Raw genomic sequence first — 24,818 nt, forward strand, 5'->3', positions numbered from 1 at the left:
GTCAGTGCAGTCCGGGAACGAACTGGACGATCAGGTCGATGGCCTTGATGCCGAGGAAGGGCAGTACCAGGCCGCCGAGGCCGTAGATCCAGATGTTGCGGTTCAGCAGTGCCGCCGCCGAAGAGGGCCGGTAACGCACCCCGCGCAGCGCCAGCGGGATCAGGGCGATGATGATCAGCGCGTTGAAGATGATCGCGGAGGATATGGCGGAGGTCGGGCTGTGCAGGCCCATGACGTTGAGATGGTGCAGCCCCGGATAGACGCCGGCGAACATCGCGGGGATGATCGCGAAGTACTTGGCGATGTCGTTGGCGATCGAGAACGTGGTCAGCGAGCCCCGGGTGATCAGCAACTGCTTCCCGATCTCCACGATCTCGATGAGCTTGGTCGGGTTGGAGTCGAGGTCGACCATGTTGCCGGCCTCCTTGGCGGCCGACGTGCCGGTGTTCATCGCCACGCCGACGTCCGCCTGCGCGAGCGCCGGGGCGTCGTTGGTGCCGTCACCGGTCATCGCGACCAGCTTGCCGCCGGCCTGCTCCCGTTTGATGAGGGCCATCTTGTCCTCGGGCGTGGCCTCGGCGAGGAAGTCGTCGACGCCCGCCTCCTCGGCGATCGCCTTCGCGGTCAGCGGGTTGTCACCCGTGATCATGACCGTTCTGATGCCCATGCGGCGCAGCTCGTCGAACCGCTCCCGCATGCCGTTCTTGACGACGTCCTTCAGGTGGATGACACCGAGGATCCTGGCGCTCTCGACGCCGGCCTGCCGCAGCACCTCGCCGACGACCAGCGGCGTGCCTCCGGTGGCGGAGATACCGTCGACCAGCGGGCCGACCTCGTCGGTGGGGTGGCCGCCGTGCTCCCGGACCCAGCGCATGACCGCGGTGGCGGCGCCCTTGCGCAGCGAGCGGCTGTCCAGCTCGTCGGTGAGATCCACCCCTGACATCCGGGTCTGCGCGGTGAACGGGACGAACTCGGCGTGCGCCAGCTCCCCCTCGGTCCGGGCGCGCAGCGCGTGCCGTTCCTTGGCGAGGACCACGATCGAGCGTCCTTCCGGCGTCTCGTCGGCGATCGAGGACAGCTGAGCGGCGTCCGCCAGCATCTCCGGATCCACACCGTCGACCGGCAGGAACACGGCGGCCTCACGGTTGCCCAGGGTGATGGTGCCGGTCTTGTCCAGCAGCAGCGTGTTGACGTCGCCCGCGGCTTCGACGGCACGTCCGGACATGGCCAGCACATTGCGCTGCACCAGCCGGTCCATGCCCGCGATGCCGATCGCGGAGAGCAACGCGCCGATGGTGGTCGGGATCAGGGCGACGACCAGTGCCACCAGGATGACGATGGACTGCTCGGCACCGGCGAAGACGGCGAAGGGCTGCAACGTCACCACGGCGATCAGGAAGACGATGGTCAGCGAGGCCAGGACGATGTTGAGCGCGATCTCGTTCGGTGTCTTCTGCCGGGCCGCGCCCTCCACCAGTGCGATCATGCGATCGATGAAGGTCTCACCGGGTTTCGAGGTGATCCGCACCACGATCCGGTCGGAGAGCACCTTCGTCCCGCCCGTCACCGCGGAACGGTCACCGCCCGATTCGCGGATCACGGGCGCCGACTCACCCGTGATCGCGGACTCGTCCACACTCGCGATGCCCTCGACCACATCGCCGTCGCCGGGGATGGTCTCGCCGGCTTCGACCACGACGTGATCGCCCAGCCGCAGTCGGGTGCCCGCCACCTCCTCGGTGACCTCCGGCGTACCGGGTCGCCCGGCCATGACGAGGCGGCGGGCCTGGGTGTCCTTCTTCGTCCGGCGCAGTGTCTCCGCCTGCGCCTTGCCGCGTCCTTCCGCGACCGCCTCCGACAGGTTGGCGAAGACCACGGTCAGCCAGAGCCACACGGTGATCACCCAGGTGAAGACGCCGGGGTCCCTGATCGCCGACAGGGTGGTCAGCACCGCGCCGACCTCGACCACGAACATCACGGGATTCTTGACCATGACACGCGGGTCGAGCTTGCGCAGCGCGTCGGGGACCGAGGCCAGGAGCAGCTTGGGGTCGAGCGTGCCCGCTGAGATCCGGTGCGGCGCCGCACCGGGCGTACTCTTCGGTTCTGCCGCTCGCACGGCGGTGGTGGGCATCAGTGCAACCCCTCCGCGAGCGGCCCCAGCGCGAGCGCGGGCAGGTAGGTGAGGCCGACGACGACGAGGATCACGGCGGACAGCAGGCCGACGAACTGCGGCCGGTACGTCGGCAACGTGCCCGCCGTGACGGGCACCGGCTGCTGCTGGGCGAGCGATCCCGCCAGCGCCAGCACGAACACCATCGGCAAGAACCTGCCCAGGAGCATCGCGAGCCCGAGCGCGGTGTTGTACCAGGCGGTGTCGGCGCTCAGCCCGGCGAACGCCGAGCCGTTGTTGTTGGCGGCCGAGGTGAAGGCGTACAGCACCTCGGAGAAGCCGTGCGGACCGTGGTTGAGCATCGCCGCCCGCTCGCCCGGCAGAGCCATGGCGACGCCGGCGCCGACCAGCACGATCGCCGGGGTGGTGAGGATGTACAGGGAGGCGTACTTCATCTCCCGGCCGCGCAGCTTCTTGCCCAGGTACTCGGGGGTGCGGCCGACCATGAGGCCGGCGATGAACACCGCCACCACGGCCAGGATCAGGATGCCGTAGAGACCGGATCCGGTGCCGCCTGGCGCGATCTCGCCGAGCATCATGTTGAAGATCGCCAGGCCGCCGCCGCCCGGGGTGAGCGAGTCGTGGGCGGAGTTGATCGCACCGCACGAGGTCAGTGTGGTGGACACGGCGAACAGGGCCGAGGCCCAGATCCCGAACCGCTGCTCCTTGCCCTCCAGCATCCCGCCCGCCGCGTGCCCGGCCGTACTGCTCACACTGTGGAGCTCGTTGGCGGTGACGACGGCCACCGAGGCGGCCCAGATCAGCGCCATCACCGCGACGATCGCGTAGCCCTGGCGGTTGTCACCGACCATCCTCCCGAAGGTGCGCGGCAGAGCGAAGCCGATCACCAGCAGCAGGTAGATCTCCAGCCAGTCGGTGAACGGGTTGGGGTTCTCGAAGGGGTGGGCGGAGTTCGCGTTGTAGAACCCGCCGCCGTTGGTCCCCAGTTCCTTGATGGCCTCCTGGGAGGCGACCGGACCACCGGGGACGGACTGGTGCTGCCCGGCGATGGTGGTGATCGACTCGAAGCCGTGGAAGTTCTCGACCGTGCCCGCGGCGACCAGCACGACCGCCATCAGCAACGAGATCGGCAGCAGGACGCGCAGCACGACCCTGGTGAGGTCCTGCCAGAAGTTTCCGACCCGGTCGGTCCTCCTCCGGGTGAATCCGCGGATCAGGGCGGCGACCACCGCGATCCCGACCGCCGCCGAGACGAAGTTCTGCACGGCCAGGCCCGCCATCTGCACCAGGTGGCCCATGGCCGACTCCCCGGAGTAAGCCTGCCAGTTGGTGTTGGTGACGAAGGAGGCGGCGGTGTTGAAGGACAGGTCGGGGGCGAGCGGCTTCGTGCCGAGGGAGAGCAGCAGATGGCTCTGCAACCGCAGGAAGCCGTACAGGAACAGCACCGAGACCACTGAGAACGCCAGCAGGCTGCGCAGATAGCCGGGCCACGTCTGCTCGGTGTCCGGGTGTACGCCACCGGCCCGGTACACCAGGCGCTCCGCCCGCCAGTGACGGGGGGAGGTCAGGACGTGGGCCATGTAGTCGCCGAGCGGGCGGAAGGTCAGGGCCAGCGCACCGACCAGAGCGATGATCTGCAGCCAGCCCGCGAGAGTGGCGTTCATGGAGAACCTCCCGGCTGCGGACCGTGAGGGACGCAGCTAGAACTTCTCGGGGAAGATCAGGCACACGACCAGGTAGATCACCAGACAGATCGCGACGACCAGGCCGACGATGTTGTCCAGGCTCACAGCCGGCTCACTCCCCTGGCGATCAGACCTATGAGGGCGAACACGGCGATGACGAGGACGATGAATCCGATATCCGACATGAGTGACACCCCGGTGACGGTGACGGAGGGGGACGCCAGATTGCGGCAAATAAGCAAGGCGAGGAGGAGGCCGTTGGAAACCGACCCATTCACCCATTCAGTACAGGCGCGTGTGCGTCGCTTGGCCAGCCGTGTTGGCGGGGCCATAACGCCGTAGGGCATTTCCTTGAGGTGTTCTTGACGCGTGCAGGCGAGGACCTGCTCCGACGCGAGCGCCCGTCGTCCCCCTCGGCCCGGGGCACTGCCCTGTTCTCGCTCTCACTCTGCGACTTGTCCGGTTCGACCCGTGTGGCCTAGCGCCCAGCACCCCCTCATTCGCCTCCGGACGCAGAGGATCGCTGATGCCTGTACCTGGAGCGAAGCCGCGAGGGGGACGAGCAATCAGATGTCATCGGTGGATCACCGTCCCTCAGCGACAGATGATGACCATTTACAGGATGTCTGCCTGCGGGCAGGGGCGGGCAGGGGCCGTAGGTCCCCGAGGTGGGGACGAACGGGGCAATGGTGCGATGGCTGTCTGTTCTTCCCAGGCAGTATCCGAGGAAACGACCAGCCGGCTGTCGTTCGCGATGCTGCCCGGCATCAGGTGCCGGTAGATGCGATACATCTCCTTCGAGAGGATCAGCCCATGCGCAGCAGCACCAGCATCCGTCTGATAGAGCCCACCGATGCCGGCCCGATCGCCGCGCACCGGGTGCGGGACTTCGAGACTTTCCGGCCGTGGGAACCGGACCAGCCGGCGAGCTTCTTCACCCCGGAGGGCCAGGCGGAGCGGATCGACAGGCTGCTGGCCGGATACCGGGCCGGTACGGTCTGGCCGGGTGTGGTGCTCGCCGACGACCTGGTGATCGGGCAGGTCACCGTCGGAGGCATCCTGCCGCAGCCGCACCTTCGCCGCGGTTCCGTCGGATACTGGATCGCCGGCGTCGCCCAGAATCAAGGGCACGCCGGGCGGGCCGTCGGGCTCGCCCTCCGGGTCATGACGGACGAACTCGGATTGCACCGCGCCGAGGCGTCCACCAACCTGGAGAACCTTCCCTCGCAGCGGGTGCTGCGCCGCAACGGGTTCAGCCCGTGCGGCGTCGCGCACTCCTCGATCTTCCTCGACGGGAGTTGGCGGGATGCGTTGCTGTGGGAACGGGTCCTGGGTGACTGACTGATCGTTTCACAGCGAGGCGGCTCCCCCGACTTGAGATCAGCTTCGCTCGCGCCGCGGGTCACCTGAGCGTTCTTGGTGTGGCGGTGAGTGATCAGGCAGATCTGACGCACTCACTCGACTACTCTTCGTGTTCATGCGAGCCGAATTAGTCACGCGTCGCTGCTCCGTGCCGTGGGCCGGGGCGGCGCTCGTCGTGCTGCTGACCACGCTCATGCATGTCTTCGCCTGCTCCCACGGCCCGACGGCCACCCCCGCCCAGCGTGCCGACGTCCTCTTGCAGGCGTCTGCCCACACGTGCGGGGAGCGGCCTCACGCGCATGGGAGCACGGCCGGGCCGCATGCGCCCGCGCCCACTCAGGACGACCGGGCTCACTGCTGCGGTCTTGACGAGCCGGCCGGTCCACCGCCCCGTGACCTGGCTACGCCGCACTCGTCCCACCCTGCCGTTCTCCCGGCCGGACTCTTCGCTCCCGGTCCGCCCCACCAACCCCTGGCTCCGCGCCGGACACCGTCTTCCTTCCTGGCGCTGTCCGCCGGACATGCGCGGGCTCTTCTCGGCGTGTGGCGGACCTGATCGGCCCCTCGCCGCGCCCCCCCGATCCGGGGCGCGCGGCGAGCGATCAGCTCCGTCTGTTTCCTCTCCCTCCTCACACAGCGGTCGGCTGTCCCCGGGACGCGCCGACCGCAGGAGACGCACGTCATGAACCAAGAGCACGCCCCGAACCGACCAGCCCCCACAACGCCGTCGACACCCCCCGCCCAGGTGCCGGCCGACGCCAAACACCCCCTGCACACCCCCGCCGGCCTGGTCGGCGACACGCCCGTGCTGTGGATCGGCGCCCCCTTCACCGCCGCCGGCCGCGGCTTCTGGGCCAAACTCGAGGGCTACAACCCCGGCGGCATCAAGGACCGCACCGCCCTGCACATGGTCCGCGCCGCCCGCGAGAGCGGCCGGCTCGTCGCCGGTGCCCGCATCGTCGAGTCGACGTCCGGCACCCTGGGCCTCGGTCTGGCGCTGGCCGGCGCGGCCTACGGCCATCCGGTCACCGTCGTCACCGACCCCGGCATGGAGCCGCTGATGACCGGCCTGCTCACCGCCTACGGCGCGCGGATCGACCTCGTCGCCACGCCTCACCCGGAGGGCGGCTGGCAGGAGGCCCGCCGGCAGCGCGTCGAAGAGCTGCTGGCCGTCCGTCCGGATGCCTGGTGCCCGGACCAGTACAACAACCCCGACAACGTCGCCGGCTACGCGCCGCTCGCCCGCGAACTCGTCGCCCAGCTGGGCCGCGTCGACGCCCTGGTCGTCTCCGTCGGCACCGGCGGCCATTCCGCCGGCGTCGGCTCCGTGCTGCGTGAGTACTTCCCGCGGATGCGGATCGTCGGGGTGGACACCACCGGTTCGACGATCTTCGGTCAGCCCCCCGCCGCCCGCCTCATGCGCGGGCTGGGCTCCAGCATCCACCCCGGCAACGTCGCCTACGGCCTCTTCGACGAGGTGCACTGGGTCGCCGCCCCGGAAGCCGTGTGGGCCGCACGCCACCTCGCCCGCCACCACTACGCCACCGGCGGCTGGAGCGTCGGCGCCGTCGCGCTCGTCGCCCGCTGGCTGGCCCGCACCCTGCCACCGGAGACGCGGATCGCCGCGGTCTTCCCCGACGGACCGCAGCGTTACGTGGGCACGGTCTTCGACGACGCCTACTGCCGCCGCCACGACCTCCTCGGCCACCTGCCCGCCGACGACCCCGACGAGATCTCCGACGGCCGGGAGCGCACCGTCACCCGCTGGACCCGCTGCACCCGCGTCGTCGACCCGCTCGCCCGCTCCGGCCGCGACGCCCTCGTGGGAGCCGCCCGATGAGGCACCTGTGGCAGCAGACCCTGTCCTTCCCACCCGGCGCACGGCTGATGATGGCCAACCAGTTCGCCATCAATCTCTCCTTCTACATGCTCATGCCCTACCTCGCCGCTCACCTGTCCGACGGACTGGGGCTGGCCGCCTGGGCCGTCGGACTCGTCCTCGGCGTCCGCAACTTCTCTCAGCAGGGCATGTTCCTCATCGGCGGCACGCTCGCCGACCGCTTCGGCCACAAGATCCCCATCATGGCCGGGTGCCTGCTGCGCACCCTGGGCTTCGGCCTGCTCGGCTGGGTGGATGACCTGCCCGCCCTCATCGCCGCCTCCGCCGCGACAGGCTTCGCCGGCGCCCTGTTCAATCCGGCGGTGCGCGCCCATCTCGCCGCCGAGGCCGGCGAGCGGCGCGTGGACGCCTTCGCCACCTTCAACGTCTACTACCAGGCGGGCATGCTGCTCGGCCCCCTCGTCGGACTCGCCCTGCTGGCCGCCGACTTCCGGCTCGTGTGCGCCGTCGCCGCCGGCGTCTTCGCCCTCCTCACCCTGCTGCAGTGGCGTGCGCTGCCCGCGCATCACCGGCACACACGCGACGGCGGGCAGGAGAGTGTGCTCACGCAGTGGCGCAGCGTCGTGGTCAACCGGCCTTTCCTGCTCTTCTCCGCGGCGATGATCGGCTCGTACGTCCTGGCCTTCCAGGTCTACCTCGCCCTGCCGCTCGCGGCGGCCCAGTCTCTCGGAGCCCGGGGCACGGCGGTCACCAGCGGGTTGTTCGTCGTCTCGGCCGCGGTCGCCGTCGTGGGCCAGCTACGGCTCACCGGCTGGGCCAAGAAGCGCTGGCGGCCCGGTGAGGCGCTGGTGCGCGGGCTGGCGGCGATGGGGCTCGCGTTCGTACCACTGGCTCTCAGCCCGCGCGACGCCCCGAGGGCCGTACTGGCGGCGCTGGTGGTGGCCGTGGTCCTGCTGGCGGCCGGGTCCGCGATCGTCTACCCCTTCGAGATGGACACGGTCGTCGCCCTGGCCGGGAACCGCCTGGTGGCCACCCACTACGGCTTCTACAACACCGTCTCCGGCCTCGGCATCACCCTGGGCAACCTGGGCACCGGCGCGCTGTGGGACTACGCCCAGCGCCAGGACGCCACCTGGCTGCCCTGGGCGGCGCTGACCGCGACCGGGACGGCCTGCGCCGCGGCAGTCGCGGCCCTGGCCAGGACCGGACGCCTCACCGCACCACACGCCGAGGTGCGGCCCGTTCCGGCGTAGGCGCGCCTGTTCCCGGACGGTCCGGCCTCCGCATGTCACCTGGGGCCGGCCGGGTCGGGTGCCGAGCCCGGGCCCGGGGACATCGCGGGCCCGGGATCCGCTCCGCTCCGCACCGGCCGGCCTCAGCGATTCGGGATTCGGGATTCGGGGTTCGGCTCGACGGCGGTGCTCCGCTCCCGAACATCCGCCCGGCCCTTCCACGGACGACCGGATACAGTGCGCGAGACGGCAGCCCGGGCAGAGAGGCCAAGCGTGACCGACACCAGCAGCACCCGATCCGCCGACAGCGAAGCGCGGGCGCCGCGGCGGAGCCGGCTGCACCGCCTGATGCGCTTCATACCCCTGGTCGCCCCCGTCCTGTTGTGGGCCGTGCCGTGCTGGGTGCTCCTGTACACCGGCCAGCACTGGCCGCTGCCCGGCACGCTCGCCGGCACCGCCCTGTTCGTCCTCGGCCTCGCCGGTATGCCGCTCGCGATGGTGCGCGGCCACGGCCGGCGCCAGCAGGACCGGGCGGCGATCGTCGGCGACACCCTGCTGGGCACGAGCTGGGTACTGTTCACCTGGTCCGTGCTGCTCGGCGTGCTGCTGCGGCTCGCGCTGACCGTGGCGGGCGTCGGTGAGAGCCAGGACCGGGCCCGCATCGTCACCTGGGCCGTGCTCGGCGTAGCCGCCGTACTGCTCGTCTGGGGGTACGCCGAGGCGCGCCGCGTGCCACGCGTGCGCAGGCTCGACGTGCCGCTGCCGCGACTGGGCGCCGGGCTGGACGGCCTGCGCGTCGCCCTCATCACCGACACCCACTACGGCCCGCTGGACCGCGCCCGCTGGTCGGCGCGGGTGTGCGAGACGGTGAACACCCTGGAGGCCGACCTGGTCTGCCACACCGGTGACATCGCGGACGGCACGGCCGAACGCCGCCGCGCCCAGGCCGCCCCGCTCGGCACCGTGCGCGCCACCCGGGCCCGGGTGTACGTCACCGGCAACCACGAGTACTACAGCGAGGCCCAGGGCTGGGTCGACCTGATGGACGAGTTGGGCTGGGAGCCGCTGCGCAACCGCCACCTGCTGCTCGAGCGCGGCGGCGACACCCTCGTGGTCGCCGGCGTGGACGACGTCACCGCCGAGTCCTCCGGCCTGGCGGGCCACCGCGCCCACCTCGCCGGAGCCCTGGACGGCGCCGACCCCGGCCTGCCCGTCCTGCTCCTGGCGCACCAGCCCAAGTTCATCGACCGGGCGGCGGCCGCCGGGATCGACCTCCAGCTCTCCGGTCACACCCACGGCGGCCAGATCTGGCCCTTCCACCACCTGGTCCGCATCGACCAGCCCACCGTCGCCGGCCTCAGCCGGCACGGCGCCCGCACCCTCCTCTACACCAGCCGCGGCACCGGCTTCTGGGGACCGCCGTTCCGTGTCTTCGCGCCCAGCGAGATCACCCTGCTCGTGCTCCGCTCCCCGGACCGGCCCGCCACGCCGTAGTCACTACCGGACGGGAGGCGTACGGCGCCGCGGGTGCGCCCGCCGCGCGTACGCCGCCGCGGGTGCGCCCGCCGCGCCCTCATCGGAACCGGGCGGTGACGAAGCACCGGCGCCCGCTCGTCCACTCGTCCGTGACGCTGAGGGCGAGGTTCCCGGCGATCCTGTGCAGCGCTTCCCGGCCCAGCCGCGCCCATGGGAAGGGAGGTCCGCTCCGGCCCCGGGCGTCCTCCAGCCGGGCCGTGCACGACTCCTCGACGTCGTCGGATTCGACCTCGATGACGAGGCGGCCCGTCGGGGAGAGGAGGCCGCCGCAGCGTCGCAGCAGGCTCTGGGGGTCTCCTCCGATGCCGATGTTGCCGTCGATGAGCAGCAGGGTCTGCCAGCCTCGCTCGGCCGGCAGCCGGTCGAAGACCGAACGGCAGAGCGCGAGCCCGCCCAGGGCGCTGGTCAGGGCGACCGCTCTGGGCGCGATGTCGACCCCGAGCGCGAAGACTCCCCGGCTCAGCAGTTCTCTGCACAGCCGGCCCGGCCCGCAGCCGACGTCGAGGACCGGGCCGGCACAGCGCTCCAGCACCGTCCTGTCCGCCGCGGTGGGCCGCGCGTGCCAGCGGTGCGCCGGCATCCGGATCCGTCGCCCGTCCGCCAGCCGCAGGTACACCGGTCCGCGGAACGGCCGGAGGGCCAGCGCGTAGGGAGTGCCGTCGGCACCGTACGGCTCGTCCTCGTCCACGGTCACGGTGCGCCCCGACGACCCGTGGCGGCACGGTTCCCGCCGTCGCGGCCGGTCCGCCGGGCACGGCGGAGCCCGAGTGGGTGGCCGGCCGCGGAGGCGGCGGGGAGCACGGCGGCCGCAGCGCCGCGCGTGCGCCCCGGCCGCTGCCGCGCCCGCTTCCGGTCCGGCGCTCTCCCGTGCCGTGGCCCGCGGGAGGGCGCGGGGTCCAACGGCCCTCGGCCGCTCGCCATGGGCCGCCTCCTCCGGTCGAAGGGAACGTTCACAAGCCGGCACGGGCACGGCGCGTTGCCGGTTCCGTGGCGCAGGCGGCCGCCGGGCGGGTGCGCTGCCCGGGCGTGCGTCCTAACGGTGTTCGGGGTTCTCGAAGTCGTGGCGGCATCCGGCGTCCCAGGCGGTGCGCTGGTTGCCGTAGGCGGGGATGCCGCCGAGGTCCTTCAGCGCCCGCGCCAGGTGCAGCAGGTTCCAGGTCATGAAGGTGGTGTTGCGGTTGGTGAAGTCGTTCTCCGGGCCGCCCGATCCGGGGTCGAGGTACGAGGGTCCGGGGCCGGCCTCGCCGATCCATCCGGCGTCCGCCTGGGGCGGGATGGTGTAGCCCAGGTGCTGCAGGCTGTACAGCACGTTCATGGCGCAGTGCTTGACGCCGTCCTCGTTGCCGGTGATCAGGCAGCCGCCGACACGGCCGTAGTAGGCGTACTGGCCGGCGTCGTTGAGCAGGCTGGAGCAGGAGTAGAGGCGCTCGATCACCTGTTTCATGACGGAACTGTTGTCGCCCAGCCAGATCGGACCCGCCAGCACGAGGATGTCGGCCGCCAGGACCTGCCGGTAGAGGTCCGGCCAGGCGTCCGTCTCCCAGCCGTGCTCGGTCATGTCGGGCCACACACCGGTGGCGATGTCGTGGTCGACGGCCCGAACGACGTCGACGCGCACGCCCTGCGCCTCCATGATGCCGGTACTCCGGTCGATCAGTCCCTGGGTGTTGCTCGTCTCCGGTGACCGTTTGAGGGTGCAGTTGATCACCAGGGCCCGCAGGTCGTCGTAGCGGTTCGGCGGTGCGCCGGCGGTGGGCGACGGAGCGGTCACGAGGTCCTCCCGGACTTGGAGCCGCGCGAAGGGCGGCGGCGCGTTCACATCCAGATCCAGCGTCCGGGCAAGCCGCGGCGGGTGCTACCGCAGCACCTCCGAATGGGCCTGACGGGTGGACCTGACGGACCGGCCCCCGTTCGGTCCGCGGACAACGCATCGTCCGCGGTCCGCACCCGGGCCCGGGCCGCCGTCCGGCCGGTGGACCCGGGCCCCGGCGGGCCGGCTACCGCACCAGGCAGGGCCGCTTGGCGTCGAACTCCCAGCCTGGCATCAGGTACCGCATCGCGGCGGCATCGTCCCGCGCCCCCAACGCCTCCTCGCGGTACAGCTCGTGAGCGGCGAGCAGGCGGTCCATGTCGAGCTCGACGCCCAGGCCCGGGGCGTCGGGGACGGCGATCTCTCCGTCGGCGATCCGTGGCGGGTCGACGGTGAGCCGCTCCAGGCCCTCCTGCCAGATCCAGTGCGTGTCCAGGGCGTTGTACTCGCCGGGGGCCGCCGCGCCGCAGTGCGTGATCATGGCGAGTGAGATGTCGAAGTGGTTGTTGGAGTGACAGCCCCAGGTCAGGCCCATCGCGTTGCACAACTGGGCCACGCGCACCGAGCCCTGCATGGTCCAGAAGTGCGGGTCGGCCAGCGGAATGGACACCGACTGCAGGGCCAGGGCGTGGGTGAGCTGCCGCCAGTCGGTGGCGATCATGTTGGTCGCCGTGGGCAGGCCGGTGGCGCGGCGGAACTCGGCGAGGATCTCCCGCCCCGAGTAGCCGCCCTCCGCCCCGCAGGGGTCCTCGGCGTAGGCGAGCGTGCCCACCAGTGGCGAGCACAGCTCGACCGCCTCGCGCAGGGACCACGCGCCGTTCGGGTCGAGGGTGATCCGGGCCCCGGGGAAGCGGTCCTTGAGGGCGCGTACGGCCTCGACCTCCTCGGCGCCCGGCAGGACACCGCCCTTGAGCTTGAAGTCCCGGAAGCCGTAGCGGTCGTACGCCGCCTCGGCCCTGCGGACGATCGCCTCGGGCGTGAGGGCCTCCTCGTGCCTGAGCCGGTACCAGTCGACGTCCGAGTCGGGCTCCCGGACGTACGGCAGGTCCGTGCGGCCGGGGTCGCCCACGTAGAAGAGATAGCCGAGCACCCGTACGGACCGCCGTTGCTGGCCGTCTCCGAGCAGCGCCGCGACCGGTACGCCGAGGTGCCGGCCGAGCAGGTCGAGCAGCGCCGACTCGACGGCTGTGACGGCGTGGACGGTGGTGCGCAGGTCGAAGGTCTGGGCGCCCCGTCCGCCCGCGTCGCGGTCGGCGAACCGGCTTCCGATCTCGCGCAGGACGCGCTTGTAGTCGCCCACCTTCGCGCCGACGACCAGTGACTCGGCCTCCCGCAGCGTCCGGGTGATCTTCTCGCCCCCGGGCACCTCCCCCAGTCCCGTACGGCCGTCGGAGTCGGTGAGTACGACGATGTTGCGGGTGAAGAAGGGGCCGTGGGCGCCGGAGAGGTTCAGCTCCATGCAGTCGCGGCCGGCGACGGGGTAGACGGCGAAGTGGGCGATGGTCGGCTGGCTCATGCTGGTCGGGTTCCTCGTGTTCAGTGGCTTCTCGGGTCGGCGGAGGCCTCGGGTGTCTCAGAGGGCGAGCGCGTCGAGCACCCGTTCGCCCGCCAGGACACCGCCGAGGCCCAGGACGGCGAGCACGGTCGTGTAGGTGGTGCGTACCTTGATGGCGTCGAGGACGGAGAGGTTGAAGTACTCCTTGAACAGCCAGAACCCCGGGTCGTTGACGTGGGAGAAGGCGATCGAACCGCACGAGACGGCGAGCACCATCATCTCGGGGTGGGTGCCGCTGCCCGCCAGGAGCGGCAGGACCACGCCGGACGCCGTGACGACGGCGACCGTCGCGGATCCGAGCGCGACGCGCAGGATGACGGCTATCAGCCACGCCAGGACGATCGGCGAGACGGGCCAGCTCTCCGTGACGTCCTTGATGTAGTCGGAGATGCCGCCTTCGACGAGGACGTTCTTGAAGGCGCCGCCGGCGCCGATGACCAGGAGGATCATCGCCATGGCCTGGGCCGCCGAGCCGCAGGAGGCGCTGACGTCGGCCATGCTGCGGCCGATGCGCGGTCCGAACGCCCAGGCCGCGAGGGCGAGGGTCAGCAGGAGCGCGATCGGTGCCGAACCGATGAAGGCGACCGTGTGCAGGACCGGGCTCTCACCCGACGTGACCATGTCGACGACGGCGGCGCCCGCGATCAGCACGACCGGGAACAGAGCGACGGACAGCGACCAGCCCAGGCCGGGCATCTCCTCGTCGGTGAACTCGCGCTCGGCGACCAGGCCGTGGGGCACCGAGGGGTTCATCGCCCTGACGAACGGCAGGCGCGGCCACACGAGCGCGATCAGCGCACCGGCCGGTACGGCGATGAACAGGCCGTAGAAGAGGGTGTGTCCGACGGAGGCGTGGAAGGTCGCGGCCACGGCGGTCGGGCCGGGGTGCGGGGGCAGGAAGCTGTGCATCGTCGACAGGGCGATCGACATCGGCAGGCCCACCCACAGCAGGTTCGCCCTGGTGACCCTGACCAGCGTGAAGGCGATGGGCACGATGATGATGAAGGCCACCTCGTAGAACATGGTCACACCGATGAGCATCGAGGTGACCACCATCGCCACCTGGACCCAGCGTGGCCCGAACGCGTCCAGCAGCCGGTCCGCGATCCGCTGGGCGGCTCCGGAGTCGCCCATGACCCGGCCGATCATGGCGCCGAGTCCGATGGTGAGCATGGTGTCGCCGATCTGCCCCCCGACGCCCTCGGCGAGGACGTCGGGGATGCCGGCCACCGGTATCCCCTGGACCAGCGCGACGCCGACCGCGACGAGCAGGAGCGCGGCGAAGCCGTTGAGCTTCAGTCGGGTCATCAGGAACAGAAGGACCAGGACGCTGATCCCTACTACGACGAGTGGCATGCCAGTTCCCCTTTGAACTCGGCGGTGGTGGCGTCGTCGGCGAAGCGGAAGCAGTCACCGTTCAGCCGGCTGAACGTGCTGAACCGCTTCACGGCGCTCATCCTCATATGCAGACGACGGACATGTATGGGAACGGAGCTAAGCGGTTCGGCCGGGAACGGTCAAGATGTGCGACAGCACGGATCTACGATGTGGCCATGTCAGAGAGCAGCCGGGTCCGGGAGGTCAAGTCGGCGGCCCGCACCGTCGCCCTGCTCGAGCTGCTCGCCGCACGTGGCGACCGGCCGGCCCGGCTGGACGAACTCGCCGGGGAACTGGGCGTGCCGCGCAGCAGCATGTACCAGCTGCTGCAGACGCTCGTCGGCTGCGGCTGGGTCCGTTCGGACACCACCGGCTCCCTGTACGGGATCGGGATCCGCGCCCTGCACACGGGCACGAGCTACCTGGACAGCGACCCGCGCGTGCGCGTGGTCCGCCCCTGCCTCGACGAGGCCTCGGACGCGCTCGGCGAGACGATCCATCTGGCCCGGCTCGACGGCCCGAACGTCGTCTACCTCGCCACGCGCGAGTCCCACGAGTACCTGCGCACCATCAGCCGGGTGGGCCGGCGGATCCCGGCCCACGCCGGGGCGCTCGGCAAGGCTCTGCTCGCCGAGCGGCCGGACGACCGGCTCCCGCTGCCCGACGGCCCGTTGGCGGCCCTCACCGGGAACACGCACACCGAACGCGGCACGCTGCTCGCCGACCTCGCCCGGACACGCGAGCGCGGCTACTCCATCGACCGCGAGGAGACCGTGCCGGGCATCGCCGGCTTCGGCTTCGCCCTGCGGTACGACACACCGGCCATCGACGCCATCAGCTGCTCGGTGCCGGTGGCGCGGCTCAGCGAGGAGCACGGCGCCCGGATCGTGGCGGTCATGCGGGAGACGCGGACGAAGATCGAGAGCGCCCTGTCACCGGCCTCCGGCGCCCCTGACTGGCGCTGACCGGCCACCCCGGACACCACGGGCGGCTCGGACCGCGCGGCGTGCCGCGCGGCGTGCCGGGTGGCCTCGCGCCGGGGCTCCGTCGCCGACGACGGCCTGGTGGCCGGCCCGACCCGCCCCGGACGAGACCCGTGACGCACAGGGCCCCGGCCTCATGACCGGCACGCCCGACTCGCCCCGGACGAGCCCCCTGGCGCGGGGGCCCCGGCCCCATGACCGGCGCGGGTGGCCGGATCCGCGCCGCACGGCGAAGGCCGGGGCGGCCGGGCTCGCGCCGCATGGCGAAGGCCGGGGCGGCCATCCCGGGATGGCCGCCCCGGCCAGGGGTGGAGCCGTGTCGTCCGCGGCGGCGCCGTACGGCTCTGCCGCGCAGGGGTGTTGGGCCGCGTCGCCGCGGGTCGTCAGGGTCTACGGCGCCCCGGCTCCGGCCGGTCGGCCGGGGCCGGGGTGGGGTGGTTCACCGGGAGGCGGGTGCTCCGGCGTCGGCCGGGTCGTCGCCGGGCCGGTCCGAGCCGGCGGTGCCCGCGCCGGGCCCCTGCGAGCCGGTGTCCGCCACGGCTGCGGCCGGAAGGGGCTCGGAGGGGCCGGGAAGTCCCGCGGCCTGCACGCCGGCGGTGTCGTCGACGGCGGTCCGCAGGGGGATCTCCTTGATGAAGAGGATGGCGATCAGGGCGACCAGGGCGATCGGCGCGGCGATGAGGAAGATGACGCCGGTGGCATGTCCGTAGGAGTCCTCGACGACGGCGGCGATCGGAGCGGGCAGGGTCCTGATGTCCGGCAGGGAGCCGCCGCCCGAGGCCTTGACCCCCAGCTCGGCGAGGCCGTCGGCCATGTAGGCACTGACCTTGGAGGCGAGCACGGCGCCCAGTACGGAGACACCGATGGCACCGCCGAGCGTACGGAAGAAGGCCACGACGGAGCTGGCCGCGCCGAGTTCGTGCATCGGCACCGTGTTCTGCACGGCGAGGACCAGGTTCTGCATCGTCATGCCGACGCCGCAGCCGATCAGGAACATGTAGACGGCGAGCACGCCGTAGGCCGTGTCGGCGCGGGCGGTGCCCATCAGGGCCAGGCCGGCTATCAGCAGCACACCGCCGACGACGAGGTACCGCTTCCACTTGCCGTAGGCGCTGATGAGCCGGCCGACGACGGTGGACGAGGCCACCAGACCGATGATCATCGGCAGGGTCATCACGCCGGCCCTGGTCGGCGAGTCACCGCGGCTGATCTGGAAGTACTGGCTGAGGAACACCGTCGCGCCGAACATCGCGGTGCCGACCGCGAGGCTCGCGACGACCGAGAGGGTCAGCGTGCGGTTGCGGAACAGTTGCATCGGGATGATCGGCTCGGGCGTCCTCAGCTCCACCAGCACGAAGCACACGGCCAGGGCGGCCGCGGCGAGCACCATGGCCACGGTCTGCCAGGACCACCAGTCGAAGTTGTCGCCGGCCAGGGAGACCCAGATCAGCAGCAGGGAGACCGCGGCGGCCACGAGGGCGGCGCCCAGGAAGTCGACCTTGACGTCCCGGGTCGCCAGCGGCAGCCGCAGGGTGCGCTGGAGGACGACCAGAGCCGCGAGCGCGAAGGGGACGCCGACGTAGAAGCACCAGCGCCAGCCCAGCCAGGAGGTGTCGACGATGACGCCGCCGAGCAGCGGGCCGCCGATGGTGCCGAGCGCCATGACCGCGCCGAGGTAGCCGTTGTAACGGCCGCGCTCACGCGGGGGGATTATCGAGGCGAGGATGACCTGGGCGAGCGCGGTGAGACCGCCGGCGCCGAGGCCCTGCACCACGCGGAAACCGATGAGCATGCCGGTGTTCTGCGACAGGCCGGCCGCGGCAGAACCCACGATGAAGACGACCAGGGAGAGCTGCACGAGCAGCTTCTTGCTGGTCAGATCGGCGAGCTTGCCCCAGATCGGGGTCGAGACCGTGGTCGCCAGCAGGGTGCTGGTCACCACCCAGGTGTAGGCGGACTGGCCGCCGTGCAGGTCGGCGATGATCCGCGGCAAGGCGTTGGACACGACCGTGCTGGAAAGGATCGCCACGAACAGGCCGAGCAGGAGGCCGGAGAGGGCCTCCATGATCTGCCGGTGTGTCATCGGAGCGTCGCCGGCGTGGGCCTCGGCGACGTCCGTACTCCCTTGCTGTGACACGTGCTGTCTTCCCCTGAGAGTCGTCGGAATGCTCCCGCGCCGTCGCGGGAGAGGAGATCTTCGGTGTGGTGGTGGAATCGTCGCGCCGGTCAGGCGTGCGCCCCGTCCCGCGCCGGACGCGCGAGCGGGGTGGGTGAACCGCCGGTGGCGGCGCGGCCGGGTGCGTCGTCGCCCGGTTCCGCGGTGTGCGCGCGGCGGGAGAGACCGCCCTGCAGCCGTTCGAGCAGCGTCGTGAGCGTGGTCAGCTCCTGCGGCGTCCAGTCGGCGGTGGCCGCGCCGATCAGGCCGACGTGGATCCGCACGAGGTCGTCGACCAGGGCGCGGCCCTGCGGAGTGATGCTGACCAGGCTGGAGCGGCGGTCCTCCGGGTTGGCCCGGCGGGTCACCGCGCCCTGCTGCTCCAGATGCGCCACCTGCCGGCTGACCACCGACAGGTCGCAGTCCATGTGGTGGGCCAGTTCCTGGAGCCGGGTCTCTCCGCAGTGCGCGAGGGCGGCGAGCACGGCGGAGCCGTTGCCAAGACCCTGCGGCAGCCGGCGGACCAGCCGCCGCCGTATCGCGGCGATCGCGGCCAGTTGCCGGACGACGTCGCCGAGAGGCTCCTCGTGCGCACCACTGTTCATGAATCCCCGCCTACAAGCCTCGGTGCGGCCCGAATCCCGCCCCGTTTGATTGCCCCAAGCAACCATAAGGCGATTTCTGGACCGGATGCAACTTTGGCCTGAGTGCATGCAGCGGCTCCGTGACCGTTTGGTCTCGGGTCCGGCGATCTCATAGGGTTGCCGGCATGGCCAGCCGGAGCGGGACGGGACTACGGGAGCGCAAGAAGCTCGCCACCTGGCAGGCGATCCGGGACGCGGCCCTGCGGCTGATCGAGGAGCGGGACTTCGACGCGGTCAGCCTCGACGAGATCGCGGCGGCGGCGGGAGTCTCCCGGACGACTCTGTTCAACTACTTCACCTCGAAAGAGGCGATCGTCCTCGACCCGGCTCCCAGCGATCCCGAGCTGTGGCGCTCCCTCATGGACGAACGCCCCGAGGACGAGCCCCTGTGGGCCTCCCTGCAGGCCATCTACCTGGGCTACCTCGCCACCTTCTCCGACCGTCTGGGCGCGCAGAAGCGGCTGAAGGCCGTCTCCCCCACCCTCGCCGCCTCCAGGCGGGAGCACGCGGCCCGCTTCAAGAGCGAACTGCGGGACTGGGCCGCCCGCCGTACTCCGGCCGGCTGCGAGCTGCGCCTGGAGCTGGCGCTCAATACCGCCGAGGCCGCGACGGCCACGGCCTACACCCTGTGGTCCCCCGACGACGGCTTCGACCGCCTCATGGAACTGGCACGGGCCTGCTTCGAGCAGGCCGGCCACGGATTCGCCCACCCCTGAGGCCGCCCACGCGGTCACGGCCGGCGTCGGACGGACCCGGCCCGGCCGACGGGACGAGGGCGGCCGGGTCGCGGGAACTGCCGGATCAGCCGCCGCTCTTGCGCCTGAACGACCGCTGGCTCGCGGCCGGGCCGTGCGCCGCCCGCACCTTCGACGCGTTGGGGCCGCCGGCGACGTCGGCGGCGTCCGACTGCGCACCGTGCTTGCGCGCCAGGGCTTCGCGGAACTTGCGCTTGAGGTCGTAGTTCCCGTCGCTGTCGGGCGCCAGAGGGGACGGCTCCGGCGCGTCCGGCTCCGAACCTTCCGTCGATACGGGCTCTGCGGGCATGGTGACCTCCTGGGGTTCGGGGACGGACGAGCACAGCTTGTCATGCCGGGGCGCGGTACGGGGCGCCGGCGGCATCGGCCCGCCCACCGCCGGGCAGCGCCCCTCAGCCGTTGCGGCGCACGAGGGCGGCCTTGCGGGCCTCGGCGAGCTTGCGGGCCTCGCTCGCCTTCCTGGACTTGCCGTCGCCGCCGCGGGAGCCGCCCTTGCTGGTGCCGAGGCCGCGGAAGGGGGCGTTGGTGTTCTTGGGCCGGGGGGCGGCGGGCCCGCCGTCGAGCGGGACCCCCGAGGGCGCCTTGGCTCCGGTGATCCGGCTCAGCTCGGCCTCGCCCGAGCGCACCTTGGTGACGGTCGCCTCGACGCCGGCTTCGGCCAGCATGCGGCCGGTCTCCCGGCGCAGGGCCGCCGGCACCAGCGTGACCACGCTGCCGGACGCGCCGGCGCGGGCGGTGCGGCCCGCCCGGTGCACGTAGTCCTTGGGGTCGGTGGGCGGGTCGACGTTGACCACGAGGTCGAGGTCGTCGACGTGCAGGCCGCGCGCCGCGACGTCGGTCGCCACCAGAGCGGTGATCTGCCCGCCCTTGAACTGGGCCAGCGTCCGGGTGCGCTGTGGCTGGGACTTGCCGCTGTGCAGGGCGCCGGCGGGCACGCCGCTGGCCCGCAGGTGCCGGGTGAGCTGGTCGACGGCGTGCTTGGTGTCGAGGAACAGCAGTACGCGCCCGTCGCGGGCGGCGATCTCCGTGGTGACGGCGTAGCGGTCGGGGCCGTGGACGACCAGCAGGTGGTGCGCCATCGTCGTGACCGTGCCCGCGGCCGGGTCGACCGAGTGGACGACGGGGTCGTGGAGGTAGCCGCGGACGAGCTGGTCGACGTCGCGGTCCAGGGTGGCGGAGAACAGCATGCGCTGACCGTCGGGGTGCACCTGGTCGAGGACGTCGACGACCTGCGGCAGGAACCCCAGGTCGCACATCTGGTCGGCCTCGTCGAGCACGGTGATCCGCACCCGTCCCAGGCGGCAGGCGTTGCGCTCGATCAGGTCGTGCAGGCGTCCGGGGGTGGCGACGACCACCTCGGCTCCCTGGCGCAGCTCGGCGATCTGCCGGCCGATCGACATGCCGCCGACGACCGCCGCCATCCGCAGCCGCAGCGCCTCGGCGTACGGGGCCAGCGCCTGGGTGACCTGCTGGGCCAGTTCCCGGGTGGGCACGAGGATCAGGGCGAGCGGCTGCTTCGGCTCGGCTCGCCGCCCGGCCGTACGGGTCAGCAGCGGCAGGCCGAAGGCGAGCGTCTTGCCCGAACCGGTGCGCCCGCGCCCCAGGACGTCGCGCCCCTTCAGCGCGTCGGGCAGGGTGGCGGCTTGGATCGGGAAGGGCTCGCGCACCCCGAGCCCGCTCAGGGTGCTCAGCACCTGCGCCGGCAGTCCGAACCCGGCGAAGGAGACGGCCTCGGGCGGCGCCGGGGCCGTGGACTCGGGCCGGGCGGGACCGCCGTGAGCGGTGATGGGGTCTTCGGGGTGCTTCATGAACAGCCTTCCGCAGGGGAACGTACCGAGGAAGGCCCGGCAGGATTGCACAGCCCACGCACGAGCGGGGCCGGGGAGGCAGCAGCGCCCACCGCGACGACCACGCAAAAGCATGACGGTAACACACGGCATGGCGTCGCGCCGGGGGCACCGATGCCGACGTGCTGCGGTGGCTCCGCGCGATCCCGCGCGGAGCCACCGCCGCCGGACGCGGCCCGTCCGGCCCGTCCGTCAGGACGGACAGCCCGAGTCGGCGATCACGTAGTAGCCGGAGGAGGTCTCCTTCAGGGTGTGGGTGACGGCGACGTTGTAGAGGCCCATGTTCTGGTCGGAGCCGTTGGCGTAGACGTAGCCGAGGCTCTGGTGGGCGCGGCCCGCCGCGACCTGGTTGTAGTTGTTGTCCGTGAAGCACCGCGGCTGGTACCCGGTGGTCGTGGCCGTGACCGCCGCCGAGCGCGCGCCGGCCGTGCCGCCGGAGTCCGTGGCCGCGACGGTGTAGGTGTACTTCGTGCCGGAGCCCAGCCCGGTGTCGGTGTACGACGTACCGGTGGCCGAACCCGCCTTGGCGCCGTCGCGGTACACGGTGTACGACGCCGCGCCGCTCACCGCGGACCAGGCCAGCGACGCGGTGGTGTCGGTGGTGCCGGTGACGGTGAGCCCGGTGGGCGCGGGGAGACTGCCGGTTCCTCCCCCGCCCGCGCCGTCCAGGCCCCAGAACTTCGCGGTCCAGTACGACGAGCAGATGGAGTTGAGGTAGTAGGTGCCGGTGCTGCCGCACTGGTCGGCGCCGGAGCCCGGGTTGACCGCGAGGCCGTGCGCCATGCCGGACACGGAGAAGGTCTCCACGGCCGGCTTGCCGCTCGCGTCGTCGTACACGGCCTGGGTGGTGCCGCCGGTGAGGGTGGTGGTGGAGGACGGGGTCCGGCTGATGCCCCAGACGTTCGTCCACTGGTCGCGTGACTCGGTGGCGTTGGCCGGGTTCACCGTGGTGTCGGCGGTGCCCTGCCAGATCGCGACGCGAGGCCAGGGGCCGCCCCAGCCGCCGGAGGCGCCGCGGACCGCGTCGCCCCACTGCTGCGGGGTCTTGCTGACCGCGTTGTGCTGGCAGGTCAGGCCGCTGGAGAGGTCGGTCGCGCAGCCCGCCGGGATGCCCGAGTCGATCGAGCCGCCCGCGAACACGTCGGGGTAGTCGGCGAGCATCACCGAGGTCATCGCCCCGCCGGCCGACAGCCCGGTGATGTAGATCCGGCCGGGGTCGCTGCCGTAGTGGGACTTGGCGTTGTCCACCATCTGCCTGATCGACAGCGCCTCGCCCTGGCCCCGGGTGTAGTCGGAGGACTGGAACCAGTTGAAGCAGGAGTTGGCGTTGTTGGAGCTGGTGGTCTGCGGGAAGACCACGGCGAAGCCGTACGTGTCCGCGTACTTGGGCCAGCCGGAGTGGCCGTAGTAGTCGCTCGCGCTCTGGGTGCAGCCGTGCAGGGCCACGACCAGCGGCGCCCCGGACGGCAGGTTGTCGGGGGCGTACTGGAACATCTGCAGATTGCCGGGGTTCGAGCCGAAGCCCGTGACCTGCTGCAGGCTCGCGGCCCGCGCCGGGGCCGGGGCGAGCCCGAGGACCACGGCGATCAGGGACAGGACCAGCGCCGCGGCGGAGGCGGGGCGTGGCCACGAGCGGCGCGGCAGCGGGTGGGGGGAAGTGGGGTTCATCGAGCCACCTGGGTGATCGCGACGGGTGGGGAGGTGGGGGCAGCCGTGCTTCCGCTGCGAAACGCGGTGCATGGCCCGGGGGTTACCGGGACGTTACGTGCGGGCTGCGGGAGGCCGTAATGGAGACGCGCCCCACCTCGCGATGGCCGGATCTGTGGGCCCCCACCGTTGTGGTGCGCGGAACCCGGTGGCCGGAAGCTGCCGGGGCCGGTCCAGTCCGGGGCCGTCCGATGAGTTCCTGCCGGGCGCGCAGGCGCGCCGGCCAGCGTGCCACGGGGGCGGCCAGCCACTGGGTCGGCTCCGGCACCCGTCTGCCGGAGCGGACGCCGGCCGCCTGCTGCGCCGGCTCGGCGTGGCCGAGGGGAACGTGCGTGGCCGAGGGGAACGTGCGGGTGTTCCCCGACCGGACGGCGGCCCTGGCGGCCGACGTGGGGGGGGCGCGGGGTGACGAGCCGCGCGTGCTGGTGGCGCCCGCCACGCCGGCGGACGCCACCTGTCACGTCACCGCTCTTGCGGCCGGGGCGCCGTTCCCCGGCCGCGGGCGTGCCCCCGCTTCCTGCGCACGCCCGCGGCGACCCGCATCATGCGGGCGCCGGGCGCGCGAACCCCTGCTGCCCCAACGCTCCCGGGCGGGCCGGGCGGCTCAGGCCTTGTGCTGCATGGAGCTGCGTGCCGGGTTGCCCTGTTCGGCGGCCTTGGGGTCCTTCTCGGCGGCCTTGGCCCGGACGCCGTCGGCGATGCGCTTGCCGATGGTCTCGTCGATGTTGGACCAGTACTGGAAGGCCCGTTCCAGGACGGGTTCGGTCACTCCGTTGAGAAGGTGCCCGACGACGTTGTCGACCAGACGGTCGCGGGCGGCGTCGTCCATGACCTCGCGCACCAGGGTGCCCGGTTGCCCCCAGTCGTCGTCCTCGGGGTGGGAGACGTAGGCGGAGCGGGTGATCTCGCCGTCGGCCGTCCAGCTCGGCGGGGACCCGTAGCGCTCGGTGTCCGCCGCGGGGCCGCCCTTGGAGTTCGGGGCGTAAACCGGGTCGGTGGTGTTCCGGTACGCCATCGCCCCGTCCTTGGAGTAGGTGTGGACGTCGACGACGGGCGCGTTCACGGGCAGCTGCTGGTAGTTGCCCCCGATGCGGTGGCGGTGGGCGTCCGCGTAGGAGAACAGGCGGGCCAGCAGCATGCGGTCCGGGCTCGGTCCGATGCCGGGGACGAAGTTGTTGGGCTGGAACGCCGCCTGCTCGATCTGGGCGTGGTTGTCGGTGGGGTTGCGGTCGAGCGTCATGCGGCCGACCGGGATGAGCGGGTAGTCCCCGTGCGGCCACACCTTGGTCAGGTCGAACGGGTTGAAGCGGTAGTTCGCGGCCTCCTCGTACGGCATCACCTGCACGTACAGCGTCCAGCTCGGGAAGTCGCCGTCCCGGATGTGCTCGAAGAGATCACGGGTGTGGTAGTCGGTGTCGGCCGCGGCCATCTGGTCGGCCTCGTGCTGGGTGAAGAACTCGATGCCCTGGTCGGTCTTGAAGTGGTACTTCACCCAGAACCGCTCGCCGGCGGCGTTGATCCACATGTAGGTGTGGGAGGTGTAACCGTTCATGTGGCGCCAGGTCCGCGGGATGCCGCGGTCCCCCATCAGCCAGGTGACCTGGTGGGCGGACTCCGGGGAGAGGGTCCAGAAGTCCCACTGCATGTCGTGGTCGCGCAGGTTGTTGTCGGCGCGGCGCTTCTGGGACCGGATGAAGTGCTGGAACTTCATCGGGTCCTTCACGAAGAACACCGGGGTGTTGTTCCCGACCATGTCGTAGTTGCCTTCGCTGGTGTAGAACTTCACCGCGAAGCCGCGCGGGTCGCGCCAGGTGTCCGGGCTGCCGCGCTCCCCGGCGACGGTCGAGAAGCGGATGACCAGGTCGGTGCGGGCGCCCGGCTGGAACAGCGCCGCCTTGGTGTACGCGCTGACATCGTCGGTCACCTCGAAGTGGCCGAACGCGCCGCTGCCCTTGGCGTGCGGCTGGCGCTCGGGAATCCGCTCCCGGTTGAACTGCGCCATCTGCTCGATCAGGTAGGCGTCCTGCAGCAGGATCGGCCCCCCTGGCCCCACGGTCAGAGAGTGTTCGTCGCTCTCCACCGGTGCGCCGGAGTCGGTCGTCGTGGCGGGTCGGATCTCCGTCATTGCTCTGCCTTCCATGGTGGCTGTCGTCTCCGAGCGTCCGCGTGCCGTGCGGACGCGGCGGAGCGCTCCCG

The 24,818-nt window shown here is 71.7% G+C and carries 19 protein-coding genes; 6 read left to right on the forward strand and 13 right to left on the reverse strand.

The window, feature by feature from the left end; all coding sequences use genetic code 11:
- Position 1 precedes the first annotated feature (1 nt).
- The 3 genes from kdpB to kdpF are packed head-to-tail and all read right to left on the reverse strand — an operon-like array spanning position 2 to position 3,924.
- A complete protein-coding gene (kdpB, locus tag TNCT1_RS22050; RefSeq protein ID WP_174266395.1) occupies positions 2 to 2,134 on the reverse strand; it encodes a potassium-transporting ATPase subunit KdpB in 2,133 nt (710 codons plus the stop codon).
- Positions 2,134 to 3,798, reverse strand: a complete 1,665-nt coding sequence (gene kdpA, locus TNCT1_RS22055) for a potassium-transporting ATPase subunit KdpA (protein ID WP_143634839.1) — start codon at positions 3,796 to 3,798, stop codon at positions 2,134 to 2,136. Before kdpA ends, kdpB begins: the two co-directional genes overlap by 1 nt.
- Before the next feature lie 36 nt (positions 3,799 to 3,834).
- Complete coding sequence (gene kdpF, locus TNCT1_RS22060) at positions 3,835 to 3,924, reverse strand: K(+)-transporting ATPase subunit F (protein ID WP_143634841.1); 90 nt, start codon at positions 3,922 to 3,924, stop codon at positions 3,835 to 3,837.
- A gap of 708 nt (positions 3,925 to 4,632) precedes the next feature.
- Here kdpF and TNCT1_RS22065 point away from each other — a divergent pair.
- From TNCT1_RS22065 to TNCT1_RS22080, 4 genes are all read left to right on the forward strand, one after another.
- Complete coding sequence (locus TNCT1_RS22065; protein ID WP_143634843.1) at positions 4,633 to 5,160, forward strand: GNAT family N-acetyltransferase; 528 nt, start codon at positions 4,633 to 4,635, stop codon at positions 5,158 to 5,160.
- A gap of 703 nt (positions 5,161 to 5,863) precedes the next feature.
- Positions 5,864 to 7,021, forward strand: a complete 1,158-nt coding sequence (locus TNCT1_RS22070) for a PLP-dependent cysteine synthase family protein (RefSeq protein WP_143634845.1) — start codon at positions 5,864 to 5,866, stop codon at positions 7,019 to 7,021.
- Positions 7,018 to 8,274, forward strand: a complete 1,257-nt coding sequence (locus TNCT1_RS22075) for an MFS transporter (protein WP_143634847.1) — start codon at positions 7,018 to 7,020, stop codon at positions 8,272 to 8,274. The genes TNCT1_RS22070 and TNCT1_RS22075 overlap by 4 nt, the downstream gene beginning before the upstream one ends.
- Positions 8,275 to 8,526: 252 nt before the next feature.
- Positions 8,527 to 9,747, forward strand: a complete 1,221-nt coding sequence (locus TNCT1_RS22080) for a metallophosphoesterase (RefSeq protein ID WP_143634849.1) — start codon at positions 8,527 to 8,529, stop codon at positions 9,745 to 9,747.
- 79 nt (positions 9,748 to 9,826) lie between these two features.
- Here TNCT1_RS22080 and TNCT1_RS22085 read toward each other — a convergent pair whose 3' ends face one another.
- From TNCT1_RS22085 to TNCT1_RS22100, 4 genes are all read right to left on the reverse strand, one after another.
- A complete protein-coding gene (locus TNCT1_RS22085; RefSeq protein ID WP_143634851.1) occupies positions 9,827 to 10,483 on the reverse strand; it encodes a bifunctional 2-polyprenyl-6-hydroxyphenol methylase/3-demethylubiquinol 3-O-methyltransferase UbiG in 657 nt (218 codons plus the stop codon).
- A gap of 339 nt (positions 10,484 to 10,822) precedes the next feature.
- Positions 10,823 to 11,560 carry a flavodoxin family protein gene (locus TNCT1_RS22090; protein WP_143634853.1) on the reverse strand — a complete coding sequence of 246 codons (738 nt, stop codon included), beginning with the start codon at positions 11,558 to 11,560 and terminating at the stop codon, positions 10,823 to 10,825.
- 226 nt (positions 11,561 to 11,786) lie between these two features.
- Complete coding sequence (locus tag TNCT1_RS22095) at positions 11,787 to 13,115, reverse strand: enolase C-terminal domain-like protein (RefSeq protein ID WP_143634855.1); 1,329 nt, start codon at positions 13,113 to 13,115, stop codon at positions 11,787 to 11,789.
- Between the two features lie 57 nt (positions 13,116 to 13,172).
- A complete protein-coding gene (locus tag TNCT1_RS22100; RefSeq protein ID WP_143634857.1) occupies positions 13,173 to 14,510 on the reverse strand; it encodes a gluconate:H+ symporter in 1,338 nt (445 codons plus the stop codon).
- Between the two features lie 197 nt (positions 14,511 to 14,707).
- Between TNCT1_RS22100 and TNCT1_RS22105 the strand changes: the two genes are divergently transcribed.
- Positions 14,708 to 15,496, forward strand: a complete 789-nt coding sequence (locus tag TNCT1_RS22105) for an IclR family transcriptional regulator (RefSeq protein ID WP_143634859.1) — start codon at positions 14,708 to 14,710, stop codon at positions 15,494 to 15,496.
- A gap of 457 nt (positions 15,497 to 15,953) precedes the next feature.
- Here TNCT1_RS22105 and TNCT1_RS22110 read toward each other — a convergent pair whose 3' ends face one another.
- Entirely contained in the window at positions 15,954 to 17,597 is a 1,644-nt protein-coding gene (locus TNCT1_RS22110) for an MDR family MFS transporter (protein ID WP_308789290.1), read from the reverse strand.
- 143 nt (positions 17,598 to 17,740) lie between these two features.
- Positions 17,741 to 18,274: a MarR family winged helix-turn-helix transcriptional regulator gene (locus TNCT1_RS22115; RefSeq protein WP_160160424.1), complete on the reverse strand. Its 534-nt coding sequence runs from the start codon at positions 18,272 to 18,274 to the stop codon at positions 17,741 to 17,743.
- Positions 18,275 to 18,438: 164 nt separating this feature from the next.
- Here TNCT1_RS22115 and TNCT1_RS22120 point away from each other — a divergent pair, with 164 nt between their 5' ends.
- A complete protein-coding gene (locus TNCT1_RS22120; RefSeq protein WP_143634863.1) occupies positions 18,439 to 19,029 on the forward strand; it encodes a TetR/AcrR family transcriptional regulator in 591 nt (196 codons plus the stop codon).
- An 85-nt stretch (positions 19,030 to 19,114) separates the two neighbouring features.
- On the opposite strand, the gene TNCT1_RS22125 is transcribed toward TNCT1_RS22120, so the two are convergent.
- The 4 genes from TNCT1_RS22125 to TNCT1_RS22140 all read right to left on the reverse strand — a co-directional run bounded on the left by TNCT1_RS22125 (position 19,115) and on the right by TNCT1_RS22140 (position 24,747).
- Positions 19,115 to 19,357: a DUF5302 domain-containing protein gene (locus TNCT1_RS22125; RefSeq protein WP_143634865.1), complete on the reverse strand. Its 243-nt coding sequence runs from the start codon at positions 19,355 to 19,357 to the stop codon at positions 19,115 to 19,117.
- A gap of 103 nt (positions 19,358 to 19,460) precedes the next feature.
- A complete protein-coding gene (locus TNCT1_RS22130) occupies positions 19,461 to 20,876 on the reverse strand; it encodes a DEAD/DEAH box helicase (protein WP_143634867.1) in 1,416 nt (471 codons plus the stop codon).
- A gap of 231 nt (positions 20,877 to 21,107) precedes the next feature.
- Positions 21,108 to 22,583: a PHB depolymerase family esterase gene (locus TNCT1_RS22135; RefSeq protein ID WP_143634869.1), complete on the reverse strand. Its 1,476-nt coding sequence runs from the start codon at positions 22,581 to 22,583 to the stop codon at positions 21,108 to 21,110.
- Between the two features lie 643 nt (positions 22,584 to 23,226).
- On the reverse strand, positions 23,227 to 24,747 hold the full coding sequence (locus TNCT1_RS22140) for a catalase (protein ID WP_143634871.1): 1,521 nt from the start codon (positions 24,745 to 24,747) through the stop codon (positions 23,227 to 23,229).
- Between the last annotated feature and the right edge of the window lie 71 nt (positions 24,748 to 24,818).

This window comes from Streptomyces sp. 1-11 (assembly GCF_007176755.1).
Lineage (GTDB): Bacteria > Actinomycetota > Actinomycetes > Streptomycetales > Streptomycetaceae > Streptomyces.

Excerpts from the sequence above, each read along its gene's own strand:
- TNCT1_RS22075 (WP_143634847.1), top strand. The coding sequence starts at position 7,018 with ATGAGGCACCTGTGGCAGCAGACCCTGTCCTTCCCACCCGGCGCACGG.
- TNCT1_RS22125 (WP_143634865.1), bottom strand. The coding sequence starts at position 19,357 with ATGCCCGCAGAGCCCGTATCGACGGAAGGTTCGGAGCCGGACGCGCCG.
- TNCT1_RS22140 (WP_143634871.1), bottom strand. The coding sequence starts at position 24,747 with ATGACGGAGATCCGACCCGCCACGACGACCGACTCCGGCGCACCGGTG.
- TNCT1_RS22095 (WP_143634855.1), bottom strand. The coding sequence starts at position 13,115 with ATGAGCCAGCCGACCATCGCCCACTTCGCCGTCTACCCCGTCGCCGGC.
- TNCT1_RS22120 (WP_143634863.1), top strand. The coding sequence starts at position 18,439 with ATGGCCAGCCGGAGCGGGACGGGACTACGGGAGCGCAAGAAGCTCGCC.
- TNCT1_RS22130 (WP_143634867.1), bottom strand. The coding sequence starts at position 20,876 with ATGAAGCACCCCGAAGACCCCATCACCGCTCACGGCGGTCCCGCCCGG.
- kdpA (WP_143634839.1), bottom strand. The coding sequence starts at position 3,798 with ATGAACGCCACTCTCGCGGGCTGGCTGCAGATCATCGCTCTGGTCGGT.
- kdpB (WP_174266395.1), bottom strand. The coding sequence starts at position 2,134 with ATGCCCACCACCGCCGTGCGAGCGGCAGAACCGAAGAGTACGCCCGGT.
- TNCT1_RS22065 (WP_143634843.1), top strand. The coding sequence starts at position 4,633 with ATGCGCAGCAGCACCAGCATCCGTCTGATAGAGCCCACCGATGCCGGC.
- TNCT1_RS22110 (WP_308789290.1), bottom strand. The coding sequence starts at position 17,597 with ATGACACACCGGCAGATCATGGAGGCCCTCTCCGGCCTCCTGCTCGGC.
- TNCT1_RS22115 (WP_160160424.1), bottom strand. The coding sequence starts at position 18,274 with ATGAACAGTGGTGCGCACGAGGAGCCTCTCGGCGACGTCGTCCGGCAA.
- TNCT1_RS22100 (WP_143634857.1), bottom strand. The coding sequence starts at position 14,510 with ATGCCACTCGTCGTAGTAGGGATCAGCGTCCTGGTCCTTCTGTTCCTG.
- TNCT1_RS22070 (WP_143634845.1), top strand. The coding sequence starts at position 5,864 with ATGAACCAAGAGCACGCCCCGAACCGACCAGCCCCCACAACGCCGTCG.
- TNCT1_RS22135 (WP_143634869.1), bottom strand. The coding sequence starts at position 22,583 with ATGAACCCCACTTCCCCCCACCCGCTGCCGCGCCGCTCGTGGCCACGC.
- TNCT1_RS22105 (WP_143634859.1), top strand. The coding sequence starts at position 14,708 with ATGTCAGAGAGCAGCCGGGTCCGGGAGGTCAAGTCGGCGGCCCGCACC.